Origin of the sequence: Vibrio sp. D3 (genome assembly GCF_043995865.1) — a bacterium.
Taxonomy (GTDB): Bacteria; Pseudomonadota; Gammaproteobacteria; order Enterobacterales; family Vibrionaceae; genus Vibrio; species Vibrio diabolicus.
Window position 1 is genome coordinate 1,692,478 of record NZ_CP171887.1, and the last position, 12,987, is coordinate 1,705,464.

9 protein-coding genes are annotated in these 12,987 nt (G+C 45.3%); 6 read left to right on the forward strand and 3 right to left on the reverse strand.

Annotated elements, in window-relative coordinates:
- The first annotated feature begins 146 nt into the window (after positions 1-146).
- Positions 147-809, forward strand: coding sequence for a Bax inhibitor-1/YccA family protein (locus tag ACHFJ9_RS15785; RefSeq protein ID WP_005396571.1), 663 nt, complete (start codon positions 147-149; stop codon positions 807-809).
- A 76-nt stretch (positions 810-885) separates the two neighbouring features.
- Here the strand turns inward: ACHFJ9_RS15785 and ACHFJ9_RS15790 are convergent, their stop codons facing one another.
- On the reverse strand, positions 886-1,260 hold the full coding sequence (locus tag ACHFJ9_RS15790; protein ID WP_005396572.1) for a hypothetical protein: 375 nt from the start codon (positions 1,258-1,260) through the stop codon (positions 886-888).
- Between the two features lie 408 nt (positions 1,261-1,668).
- On the opposite strand from ACHFJ9_RS15790, the gene ACHFJ9_RS15795 reads away from it, so the two are divergent.
- The gene (locus ACHFJ9_RS15795; protein ID WP_005377396.1) at positions 1,669-1,998 is read left to right on the forward strand and encodes a TusE/DsrC/DsvC family sulfur relay protein; all 330 of its coding nucleotides are present in this window, start codon (positions 1,669-1,671) and stop codon (positions 1,996-1,998) included.
- Between the two features lie 3 nt (positions 1,999-2,001).
- On the opposite strand, the gene yccX is transcribed toward ACHFJ9_RS15795, so the two are convergent.
- Positions 2,002-2,274, reverse strand: coding sequence for an acylphosphatase (gene yccX / locus ACHFJ9_RS15800; RefSeq protein WP_161442415.1), 273 nt, complete (start codon positions 2,272-2,274; stop codon positions 2,002-2,004).
- A gap of 90 nt (positions 2,275-2,364) precedes the next feature.
- Here yccX and ACHFJ9_RS15805 point away from each other — a divergent pair, with 90 nt between their 5' ends.
- Together ACHFJ9_RS15805 and ACHFJ9_RS15810 are read left to right on the forward strand one after the other, a co-directional pair.
- Positions 2,365-3,768: a methyl-accepting chemotaxis protein gene (locus ACHFJ9_RS15805; RefSeq protein WP_046876204.1), complete on the forward strand. Its 1,404-nt coding sequence runs from the start codon at positions 2,365-2,367 to the stop codon at positions 3,766-3,768.
- A gap of 162 nt (positions 3,769-3,930) precedes the next feature.
- Positions 3,931-5,124, forward strand: a complete 1,194-nt coding sequence (locus ACHFJ9_RS15810; RefSeq protein WP_167713295.1) for a class I SAM-dependent methyltransferase — start codon at positions 3,931-3,933, stop codon at positions 5,122-5,124.
- Between the two features lie 75 nt (positions 5,125-5,199).
- Here the strand turns inward: ACHFJ9_RS15810 and ACHFJ9_RS15815 are convergent, their stop codons facing one another.
- Positions 5,200-10,581 carry a Calx-beta domain-containing protein gene (locus ACHFJ9_RS15815; RefSeq protein ID WP_395355430.1) on the reverse strand — a complete coding sequence of 1,794 codons (5,382 nt, stop codon included), beginning with the start codon at positions 10,579-10,581 and terminating at the stop codon, positions 5,200-5,202.
- A gap of 401 nt (positions 10,582-10,982) precedes the next feature.
- On the opposite strand from ACHFJ9_RS15815, the gene ACHFJ9_RS15820 reads away from it, so the two are divergent.
- Positions 10,983-12,299 (forward strand): TolC family outer membrane protein, encoded by a 1,317-nt coding sequence (locus ACHFJ9_RS15820; RefSeq protein WP_048626423.1) that lies wholly within the window; start codon positions 10,983-10,985, stop codon positions 12,297-12,299.
- Positions 12,300-12,301: 2 nt separating this feature from the next.
- Positions 12,302-12,916 carry an OmpA family protein gene (locus ACHFJ9_RS15825; protein WP_006741557.1) on the forward strand — a complete coding sequence of 205 codons (615 nt, stop codon included), beginning with the start codon at positions 12,302-12,304 and terminating at the stop codon, positions 12,914-12,916.
- Positions 12,917-12,987 lie beyond the last annotated feature (71 nt).

The following is a 12,987-nucleotide window of genomic DNA, read 5'->3' on the forward strand; positions in this document are numbered from 1 at the left end:
CAGTAATATTGTGTTACAAGTTGTCAAATACATAACATCTTATTTCTATTATTATTTTATCTAAGTTACGCATGGTTAGGGCTTGATTTTTTGAACTTTCAATCCCATAAATGTACTTAAAAGAAAGTCTCTTATCGAGGAAGATTATGAACAGTCCAATGTTTACCCGCACTTCAACACAAGAAAGTGCTCTACAAACAAACAAAGTATTGCGTAATACTTACGCACTACTTTCAATGACGCTTTTATGGTCGGCAGTCGTTGCTGGCGTAGCAATGGCATTTAACCTGCCACATCCAGGAATCATCCTAATGTTGGTTGGTTTCTACGGCCTGTTATTCTTAACAGAGAAAAACCGTAACAACAGCCTTGGCCTTGTGTTTACGTTCTTATTCACTGGTTTCTTAGGCTACACGATTGGTCCAATCTTAAACATGTACATCGGTGCTGGGATGGGCGATATCGTATTAACCGCTCTAGGTGGTACGGCGCTATCTTTCATGGCGGCATCAGCTTATGCACTAACAACAAAACGTGACCTATCTATGATGGGCGGCTTGATGCTATCGCTGTTTGTTGTGCTTGTTGTGGGTATGATTGCAAGCTTCTTTATTCAATCAACCATTTTACACTTGGCGTTGAGTAGCTTGTTTATCATTTTCTCTACGATGGCGATCCTGATGACAACACAAAGCATTATTCGTGGCGGTGAAACAAACTACATCTCTGCGACAGTTACTTTGTATGTATCGATCTACAACATCTTCATCAGCCTACTAAGCATTCTAGGTATTATGAACGACGATTAATCGTTCGCTCTAAGGTGAATACTAAAAGCCCGAAGGTAACTCCTTCGGGCTTTTTCTTTGTTAGTGGTTAAGTGCATTACGCCTGTTCGACTGCTAACTCGATAACTTCATCAGCCTCAGGATTTTCTCTAAAACGCCTCACTTTAATCGTATCTTCACCCAACATGATTTGCTTAGCAATTCGGTGCATACCATCAAAAACGCGGTAATCATTGGTTAAAATTACGGGATACGACAAATCGGCATTGTTGATGCGCTGGCAATGCTTCGCGATCTCACGACAGGTTGGCTGTGGTCCATCATCACTAAACCAGGTCACTTCATTAGGGCCTTTGATATCATCAATAGCAATTTCTTCTACAGGTAGGGACTCCGCGAGCTCCCAAATACGCTCAATAGACCAAATGGATTTTACGTTGTCATTTATTTCAATGTAACGTTGTTTCGACATGACTAACTCCTTGTCATCGTTATTGTTTACAACCAGAATGTAGGTTGCTTATCAACCAAGAGAATATCGGTCTATAAGAGCAAACACAACGTCGTAAGCTATTCATTCACAGATAAAATTCCATATTCAAACAAGTAGCCAAGAAAAAACCAAAACAAAAATGAATAAGCCTGGATATCCATGCAATTTCATTGGTACTCACCCCGAAAAATTTCTAACAAACTGAATAGTTTCCTATTTATTTGAATAAAAGAGCATTTATATCAAAGCACCTCGCTTAGTCAAAAAGCACTCACCATTTTGTACGCTTTTGCTTCGCTCGGCACTACTTCGAGATTCTTTTGTTGAGAACATCCTCACCTGTCGCTAATCTATAAACATCCATGTTCACTTAGCGGATAAAACGTTATGTTCGTTTACAACGGCAAAGAAATTGAAACTGATGCTCAAGGCTACTTACTGGATCATACTCAATGGGAAGAAGGTATGATTGAGCTTTTAGCAAAAGAAGAAGACATCGAGCTTACGGATGCTCATTTGGAAGTTGTGCACTTTGTGCGAGATTTTTATGAAGAGTTTAATACTTCCCCTGCTGTGCGTATGCTTGTCAAAGCAATGGAAAAAGCGCACGGCCCAGAAAAAGGTAACAGTAAGTATCTATTCAAGCTGTTTAAAAAGGGGCCAGCCAAACAAGCGACTAAATTAGCCGGCCTACCAAAGCCAGCTAAATGCTTGTAGAGTTTACAAAATCTTAAAACCGCGCAACGGCTTATATGACGCAGACTCCTGTATCACACTCTCCACTGTTGCCGTTCGCGGGCCTTCTTTCAACCACTCGGAAAACGCAGCTATTTGTGCGTCTGTTCCACACGCCATCACTTCAACATCACCATTGTTTAGGTTCTTCGCGTAACCCGTCAAACCCAGTTTCAATCCTTGATGGGAAGTATGGTAACGAAAGCCGACGCCTTGAACGTGACCTTTTACTATAAATCTCTCACACTTTACGTTCATCTTTGTACCGCTTCTTTTTACTGAGTGATATATTCTTTTCGTCTATTCACCCCACTAAGGATAGTGGGTTTTTGCACGGTTATTATAATTATGAAAGAAATTCCATTCCGCTGGATTGATAAGTATCTCATTCACTTAAAGATTCAAGAAAAGTTCTATTTGCTCTTCGTTCTCCCTCTTCTTGCTTTAGTCATTCTCACTCTCGTCCTTAATAGCGCGGCTAATACGTTGATCTCAAGTATGTACCAAGAAGAGCTCATGCTTATGAAAGGTCTGATAGAGGCAGGCAACCTTTCTCAATCGCAAGTAGCAAACCTCATAGCTGGTTCAGAAACCGTTTCTCTTGGCTCTGGTCCACAATCCGTGTCTGTTCTAAATGGTGCGTACAGCTTGGTTGCAAACCATGAACTTTCTCTATGGACTGCCCTATCAACGACTCAAGTGAGCATCATCTGTGTGAGCTTGTTTATTCTCGCGCTTGGCGTTTACTACATCATGACGTTTATCGGCGGCGCAATGTTCACGATGAATAAAGCATTAAACACCCTAGCGGATGGTGACCTAACCGCGAGAATGAACTTCTTCCCAGTTCGCGACGAGTTTAGTGAAATTGCTATTACGATAGACAAAGTTGCAGAACGAGAGCAACAAATGGTGCTGTCGATTCAAGAGTCTGTGGCGTTAATGCAACAAATTAGCTCAGACCTGAATCAATCAATTCATCACAGTTCAGATATTTCTGCGACGCAACAAGAGCACCTCAACTCTCTTGCGAGTGCAACGGAACAGATGGCATCAACGATTCGAGAAGTCGCGACATTAGCTCACGATTCAAGCGCGCAAACCGATGATGCGCGCAGCGTGGCTCAGTCTGGACAAGTAAAAGTAGAGAATACGCTTCACTCGATTTCGAACCTCTCTAATGAGATTCAATCTGCGTCTCAAGCAGTAGCGGAGTTAGATGCCAATGCCGCACAAATTGATGAAGTCGTGACAACCATTAATGGGATTTCCGAGCAAACTAACCTACTTGCATTGAACGCAGCCATTGAAGCAGCACGTGCTGGTGAGCAAGGTCGTGGATTTGCGGTCGTTGCGGATGAGGTTCGCGCTCTTGCGGGACGCACTCAGCAAGCGACGGTTGAAATCCAAACGATGATCGAATCATTACAGCGTAACAGTCAATCACTTACTAAACTGATGGAAGTGACTGTCAACAATGCAAATGAGGGACAAAACCTCATGACGGAAGTGAATCACGAAATCGGCTCTTTGGCAGATAAAAATCAAACTATCTCCGACAGTAGCATTCAAATTGCAACAGCGGCTGAAGAACAAGGTGTAGTCGCGGACAATATCGCCTCAAGCGTTGAAGAGATTCGAGTTCAAGCAGATAACGTGTGCAATATGATCAGCACGACTTCACAAAACGTGGATCAACTGCGTAAGCAAAGCGACACCATGGAGTCGCTCCTTACTGGACTTAAAGCGTAGCAACGTAATCTGTTACGACCAGTTCAAATAAAAGGGTTACTTTAGTGACCCTTTTTTGTATTTAAAAGTCACTACAATGTACTGGATTGCCGAGGGATATTGCTTTTACCATTCACATCCCGGACAATACGCCCCTTTCAAAATTCAACAAGAGCTAATGAAATGACAGCTGCTATCTATTTGGTTAAAGGTCGTGAGAAATCGGTCAAGCGCAAGCACCCTTGGATCTTCTCTCGAGGCATCAACAAAGTTGAGGGCGAACCGGCTCTTGGCGAAACGGTTGATGTATTCACTCACGACGGTAAATGGCTAGCTAAAGCGGCATATTCGCCAGCTTCACAAATTCGTGCTCGTATTTGGAGTTTTGATAAAGAAGAAATCGACACCGCGTTTTTCGTAAAACGATTAAAAGACGCACAACTTCTTCGTGAAGACATTATCGAACGTGATGGCCTTACGGGTTACCGCCTTATCGCGGCAGAGTCTGATGGTATGCCAGGCGTTACGATCGACCGTTACCAAAATTTCTTTGTGTGCCAACTTCTCAGTGCTGGCGCAGAACACAATAAGCAGGCCATTGTTGATGCTCTAGTTGAGTGCTTCCCTGATTGTAATGTGTACGAGCGTTCTGACGTCGCGGTACGTAAGAAAGAGGGTTTGAAAGAAGCCACTGGTGTACTGCACGGCGAAGAGCCACCTAAATCGGTCGTCATCGAAGAAAATGGCGTAAAGATTAGTGTAGATATCGTTGGCGGTCATAAAACAGGTTTCTACCTAGATCAACGTGATAGTCGCCAGCAAGCGATGAAATATGTGAAAGGCAAGGAAGTTCTTAACTGCTTCTCTTACACAGGTGGCTTCGGACTTTACGCTCTGAAAGGTGATGCAAAGCGTGTGATAAACGCTGACGTATCACAACCTGCTCTAGACACTGCGAAGTTCAACGCAGAACTGAATGAATTTGATATCTCGAAGAAGCGCGCCGTGTTCCTAAACGCAGACGTGTTTAAACTGCTTCGTGAGTATCGTGACCAAGGAACTCAGTTCGATGTGGTTATCATGGATCCACCTAAGTTTGCAGACAGTAAAGCCCAACTAAACGGCGCATGTCGTGGTTACAAAGACATCAACATGCTAGCAATGCAAATCCTAAAACCTGGCGGTACGCTACTGACCTATTCGTGCTCTGGCTTAATGGATCAAGTTTTGTTCCAGAAAATCATTGCTGACGCAGCCTTAGATGCTAACCGCCAAGTAAAGTTTGTGGAGCGCTTTGAACAAGCTGCTGACCACCCAACCGATACAGCATACCCGGAAGGTTTCTACCTGAAAGGTTTTGCATGTAAAGTTCTGTAATCACAGTGTTAGTTTACCGTATTATTAAATAAAAAACGGAGCGAAAAAACGCTCCGTTTTTTTATTTTTGGCCATCTATTCTCGTAATTGCTCGAGATTAGAAATCAGACTATTGGCAATATCGGCTGCAGAGGCACCATCAAAGTTAACCTCTAGCTGTTGTCCATCTTTGTTGATGGTCAACGTCGAGTTACCTCCACTTTCAGTCACTTCAACGGAAATGTCATCCACACTGCCGCGATAGTCACCCGAACCAAGATCATCAAGCAAGGCGGAGATATCCGTACCACTCATATCATCAAATACATCGGTAAAATCAAGCTGATCCCCGTCACTGAAATCTGTCACGGTATCCGTTGCGGATTGCATTTCTGTCCATTTGAATACGTCATCACCTTCACCGCCAGTCAAGATATCATTACCTAAACCACCGATGATCAGGTCATTGCCTCCAGTACCAACCAGAATATCATCGCCATCTGTCCCCATAACCAGATTCAGATCCGAATTTAAGGCCATGGTTTGATAACCAAGCGCCGTAACAGCCTCTACCGTGACGTTCTCGAAATCAACCGCTACCGTAGCTTCGTTACTTACCGCACCATCAGTGTCAATAGCTTGGTAGGTAAAGTCATCGTTCACGTCAGTAAAACTGGTGATTTCAGTCCCCACCAAGGTAAAGCCCGCTTTATCACTCGCGCTATCGGTTTCTGGAGTAAGTCGAATTTCATCAAAGCTGCCATTTGCTAACGCAACGGTAATAGAACCTTCGTGGTTGCTGGTATAAGTAATATCCGTTGAGTAAAACTGCTGAACATCAACAAGTGCACCATTTAGGAAGATGTATGCCGTTAACCATGCACTACCACTGTTGAAGCGGTCGTTCAGGCTGGCTAAGTTCAGCTTCGCTTCGTTTGCTGATAAATCCTCATCCAGTTCTAACGTAATATATTCACCAGTACTAATTTCATCACCCTGACCCGTTTCATTTGGCGAAACGACAACCAACCCGACCTGTTGATTCGCAAAATCGACTGAAATCTGAGCGTCGGAATCAAAGATGATGCTGTTGCCAATGGTGGTGATCTGACCTCCAGTGAACGTTAAGTTCGAGTTAGGAGGAGTGTAAGATCCCACCAAGATATCTTTCCCTTGTTCTTCAAGAAGATCGGCTGAGTCAAAGCTCTGCTCCTCAAAGAAATCTTCAGTCAGACGATACTTAACCTCTGTGTTTTCAGGGAACTGTGTGGTTTCGTCTATAATGACTTCCTGTCCATTTCCATCCCCATAATACAGTTCACCGTGTTCAGGAAGGCTAACGACCTGAATTAAAATATCATCATCATTTGCAGTAACTGCGTCATCTTCGAGATCTTCAACACGCTGTTCCCCAGACGTCGTTAATCCATCAAACTCAACATCCTGAACCGGGAAAATACCATTTTGAACATCGAGCGAAATGATGAAATCACGGGCTGTAGGTGGTGAGTTATCCACGATGGTCGCCAGACCAGTATCGCTGCCCTGAACTGCTCCCAAGCCAGTTGCTGTAACGCTGAAATCTTCAGGGCCTTCGTACACACCGTCATCAATTGATTCGATGCGTAGATCAAATTCCGTCATACCTGCCGGCACCGTCACAATGCCACTTACAGGTACACTTACCCAACCTGAACCAGTGTTGTACTCTAGAGTGCCAAGGTCACCTACTTCTGTTTCATCCAGATTCAGCGTTAATTGAACCTCGACCGCTGCTTCTGAGGCATTACTCAATGACACGGTAAATGTAGCGAAACTACCTTCATCAATGGTACCCGCATCCGAGATAGACACAGTTGGTCGATCGTCGTCCGTTTTAGTGCCATCATCCACAATGGTCGCCAAACCAGTATCGGTGCCCTGAACTGCGCCCAAACCAGTCACGGTCACGCTGAAGTCTTCCGGACCTTCATAAACTTCATCATCAATGGTCGCAATGCGCACATCAAATTCGGTAAGCATTGCTGGCACTGTTACGATGCCATCGACAGGCACAGCAACCCAACCTGCTCCGGTGTTATATTCTAGCGAGCCAAGATCATCCACTTCTGTTTCGTCTGGGTTTAAGGTCAACTGCACCTGAACTGTACCTTCCGAAGCATTACTCAATGACACGGTAAACGTCGCGATATCACCCTCATCTACGATACCCGCATCTGAGATAGATACGGTCGGGCGATCATCATCCGGGTCAGGACCAGGGCCGTTACCGCCGTCGTAAATAATGCCCAACGCAGTGTCAGTACCAAGTACTCCAGTTGCACCTTGCACTGCAACCGTGAAGGTTTCACCTCCTTCATACACATCGTCGTCCGTGGTTGGGACAAACAGTTTGAGATCGGTTTCACCTGCTGGGATAGTATACGTGCCATCACTGTTGGCGGTCACCACAGTTACTCCATCAGATAATGTCAGCTTAATAGCACCAATGTCGCCAGGCTCTGCCGTATTAGTTCCTCCTGTTGATGTGCTCAACCTTACCGTCACGTCAATATCGGCAGTCTCCGACAACCGGACGGTATACACAGCCTCAGTACCTTCATTCACGCCCACGCTATCTTCGACAATATAGACACTTGGACGGTCATCGTCTGGATCGGGACCAGGGCCGTTACCACCGTCGTAAATAATGCCCAGCGCACTGTCACTGCCTAGGACGCCAGTGTCACCTTGTACCGCCACAGTGAAGGTTTCATCCCCTTCGTAGACGCCATCATCTGTGGTTGGCACAGTGACTTTCAGCTCTTTCTCACCGGCGGGAATGGTATACGTACCGTCACTGTTGGCATTAACCACTGTCACACCATCAGCAAGGGTCACCACAAAGCTACCTATATCGTCCGCTTCCGCCGTGTTGCTGCCGTCGGTTGAGGTGTTCACCCTGACGGTCACATCGATATCGGCCGTCGCCGATAATCTAACGGTATACACAGCATCGGTACCTTCGTTAACACCCACGCTATCTTCAACGATGTAGACATTTGGACGGTCATCATCTGGATCGGGACCTGGACCACTGCCGTCATCCACAATCGTCGCCGTGCCCGTATCACTACCTTGTACTGCGCCAATGCCCGTCACCGTAACGCTGAAATCCTCTGGGCCTTCATAAACAGCGTCATTAATAGAAGCAATGCGCACATCAAACTCGGTCTGTCCGGCTGGCACCGTTAGCACGCCATCGTTTGGTACTGTGACCCAACCACTTCCCGTGTTGTATTCCAAGGTGCCTAAGTCACCCGCTTCGGTATCGCCTAAGTTGAGGCCGAGTTCAACTTGAACACTAGACTCTGAAGCATTCGATAACGTGACTTTAAAGTTCGCCGTATCACCTTCATTAATGGTGCCAGCGTCGGTAATAGTAACACTCGGACGGTCATCGTCTGGATCGGGGCCCGGGCCACTGCTGTCATCCACAATCGTCGCCGTGCCCGTATCGCTGCCTTGCACCGCCCCAATGCCGGTTACCGTGACACTGAAATCTTCAGGGCCTTCATAAACGTCGTCATCAACAGAAGCAATACGCACATCAAATTCGGTTTGCCCGGCTGGCACCGTCACCACGCCATCATTTGGCACTGCAACCCAACCACTTCCCGTGTTGTATTCTAGGGTGCCCAAATCTCCAACTTCGGTATCGCCGAGATTAAGACCCAACTCCACCTGCGTTTCGGCTTCAGACGCATTCGATAACGTAACTTTGAAGTTAGCTGTTTCACCTTCATTAATGGTGCCAGCATCCGTAATAGTCACACTTGGGCGGTCATCATCGGGATCAGGTCCAGGGCCACTGCCGTCATCCACAATCGTTGCTGTACCCGTATCGCTGCCTTGCACCGCACCAATGCCCGTTACCGTAACACTGAAATCTTCAGGACCTTCATAAACGGCGTCATCAATGGAAGCAATGCGCACATCAAACTGAGTCTGCCCGGCAGGCACCGTCACCACACCGTCGTTTGGCACCGTAACCCAACCGGAGCCAGTGTTGTATTCTAAGGTGCCTAAGTCACCCGCTTCGGTATCGCCTAAGTTGAGGCCAAGTTCAACTTGAACACTCGACTCGGAGGCATTCGATAAGGTGACTTTGAAGTTCGCAGTCTCACCTTCATTAATGGTGCCAGCGTCGGTAATAGTCACACTTGGACGGTCATCATCCGGATCAGGCCCCGGGCCACTGCCGTCATCCACAATCGTTGCTGTACCCGTATCGCTGCCTTGCACCGCACCAATGCCCGTTACCGTAACACTGAAATCTTCTGGACCTTCGAACACCGCGTCATCAATAGAAGCAATGCGTACATCAAACTCAGTCTGCCCGCCAGGCACCGTCACCACACCATCGTTTGGCACCGTAACCCAACCGGAGCCCGTGTTGTATTCTAAGGTGCCTAAGTCACCCGCTTCGGTATCACCTAGGTTGAGACTTAGTTCGACCTCAACATCTGTAGCTGATGGATTCGATAAAGACACTTTAAAGCTGGCTAAATCACCTTCATTAATCGTCCCTGCATCGCTCATCGTTACCGTTGGACGATCATCATCAGGACTTAAACCAGGCCCACTACCATCATCAACAATGGTTGCAATCCCAGTTGCAGGTGTACTTTGTTCTTCTGTGTTGCCAGAAAGCGTAAATGTTTCTGGGCCTTCGAATATAGAGTCATTTATAGAGTCGAGAGAAACCGTAAAACCATTTTCACCTAACGGGACCGACACAGTAAAAATACCGTTGTCATCGACTGAGATTTCTTCTGTTGTGCCATCGGAAAATGTTATGAGAACACTCTCGTTGACGTAGTCACTTCCGCTCTCGTCAGTAGATCCACCAGTCGCAGTCTGATCGAACAGAGAAAAAGTGATATTGATATTGTCTTCTGTTGGTTGGTTAAGTGTGACGTCGAAAGAAACCAGATCGCCCTCATTGACAGTTGGGCTAGAAATCTCTTGAACAATTACTGTTGCAGGAACTGATATTGCTGTTGGTTCTGGTGGTTGTATTTGGAAAATATCGAGTAGCGTCTCTACCTGAGTACTTGAAAATCCTGTTCCGTCAGTTCCCACTGTCTCAAAATTGGTACTGGCGAGTAATTCAGCACCTGTACGATCTATAGCCCCCGTATTTTGTGGGCTAGACCCGTTCCCTTCACCTGCAGCAGGCTCAAACTCTTCACCCAGCTCAGTCGGATCTTCCCCACTAGCAATTGCTTCAATTAACGCTGTGATATCATCAGTTACGTTTATCGAACTTCCTTGTGGTGTCACCTGCTCGATCACAAGCTCAGAAGTATCTGATACCTCATCAATTATTAACTCTCCTGGTTGAGGTAGTTGTCCCTCTTCTAGGGTCCTGATTTCCCCATCCAGCCCGATAACCACGATGTTGCCCATCAATGAGCTCAAAGTTACTCGATCCATATCTACCTCGCCCCACTTCAAACCAAGTCAAAAGTTTGTCACCCCTACATTTACGTCTATAGTTTAGTCAAAATCATCATATTTTCGTTGTATGTGTAGCTTGTAGGACGTTTGATAACTCAAGGGGCAGAGTTACAAAAAAGCGCAGAGTGACACAGGTTGTGAAACGCTATGATATTAAGAATTCAAGCTTTTCTCCGAGCTAAACTTGCCATGTTGCTGAGCAACATTTGCCATATGTGCTAAGGTTTAAAAAGGCGAAATTCTGGAATTTTTAAACAAAAGCCTAGTTTTAACAGTAGGTTGATAAATCCCTTACTCAAGCACTGTTATTTATGATGTTTCGTCTCAGTTATGAGATGAAATAGCAAAAAGCAACACGAATTTTTAGGAGAAATACCGTGAAATGGAACCGACTAAATATTGCTTGCTGCTGTAGTTTAATAGTGTCTTTACCCGTTTTCGGTCAAACTTTAGAGCAAGCCGTGGCATTGACGTTAAAAAACAATCCTGACATTAAGAGCGCATTTAACGAGTTCACCAGTCGAAAATACGTAAATGAAGCCTCTTCGGGCGCCTACTTACCTTCTATTGATTTAGATGCGGGCATTGGTTACGAGGGATTAGACCCTTCTGACGAGGTGGGACGTGGGGATACAGATTACACTCGAAAGGAAGCTTCGGTAACACTTACTCAGCTCATATGGGATGGCAGTGCAACCTTAAATGATATCGATCGTACCGCAGCCGATGCTGAATCAGTAAGATTTCAACTTTTGGCCGATGCATCAGATAAAGCACTTGAAGTCACCAAAGTGTATTTAGACGCAGTAAAAGCTTACGAAATACTCAAGCTTTCTGAAAATAACTTGGCGGTTCACAAAGATATTTACGAAGACATTAAAAAACGAGTCAACTCAGGTATCGGCTCTACCGCTGACTTAACACAGGTAGAAGCACGTTTGGCAAAAGCACACGGTAATTTGGCAGCTGCTCAAAATAATTTGTACGACTCTCACACTATGTTCACTCGTTTAGTGGGTCAAACCCCGCAAGGGTTGATCTTTCCAAGAGCGGATCAGAATTTCATTCCATACACCATTGATGAAGCGGTAGGTTTGGCATTTGAACTACACCCTGTCATTCAAGTCGCGCTCGCAGACGTAGACTCTGCTAAGTTTCAATACAAACAATCTAAAGGTGTTAATTACCCAACCATTTCCATTGAAGCTTCACAAACATGGCGTGACGACGCTGATGGCTTAAAAGGCCGCAGTGATGAAACACTTGCCATGCTACGTCTACGCTACAACCTATTTAATGGCGGCAGTGACGCTGCAAACTCAGAAAACTTTGCCTATCAGTTAAATAAAGCGAAAGACTTACGTGAAGGTGCTTATCGCAATGTTGAAGAAGGGTTAAGGCTTTCATGGAGCGCACTGGATTTGACCCTACAGCAAAAAGAGTTCTTGTCAGATCATGTAGACTCGGCATCTGAAACCGTTATTGCGTATGAAAAACAATATCGCATTGGTAAGCGAACGCTGCTTGATCTATTGAATACTGAAAACGAACTCTTTGAGGCACGTAAAGACTACTTAGATTCTAAATACGCAGAGCAGTACGCCAAATATCGAGTGATGAACGCAACAGGTCAACTGTTGAGTGCATTAAGGGTTGAAATGCCTAAAGAATGGCTAGAAGAAGTGGAGTATTAATTATGAAATACATAACTCTTATTGCACTCTCATTGATGATTTCGGCATGCAGTTCATCCGATAAAGGCGATGAATATGATTATATTGATACGCCAATTGCCGATCAGTGGGCAGATCATCTTGATGATGATTCTGATGGAGTCATTAATGAGCGCGATTTATGTCCGGGTACTCCTTTAGGTGCCGAGATAGATAACGATGGCTGCGGTTCGTATGTCGACTCCTCGCAAGAAATGCAAATTCGAGTTCTGTTCGCGAATGATTCCGATGTGATCAATCCTATCTTTACGGAGCAAATTCGAGAACTATCCGACTTCTTGAAGGAGTATCCAAATACATCGATAGAGATTCAGGGCTATGCCAGTCGTACTGGTACTGCAGAACACAATCTTGACTTATCTAAACGCCGCGCTGAGAACGTTAGAAAAGAACTCATGATGAATGGTATTAGTGGAGATAGAGTCACCATTGTCGGCTATGGAGACACGGTACTTGCAACACAAGGCACCGACCAAGTGAGTCATGCGTTGAACCGTCGAGTCACCGCAACGGTGATTGGCCACAAAGGTGAAGTGAAGAAAGAGTGGACCGTTTTCACGACACTTCCTAAGAGCTAACATCGCAATGAACGGAGTTTAAAAGTAAAAGGTCTAGCAAAATGCTAGACCTTTTTTGATTTTCAATTTCA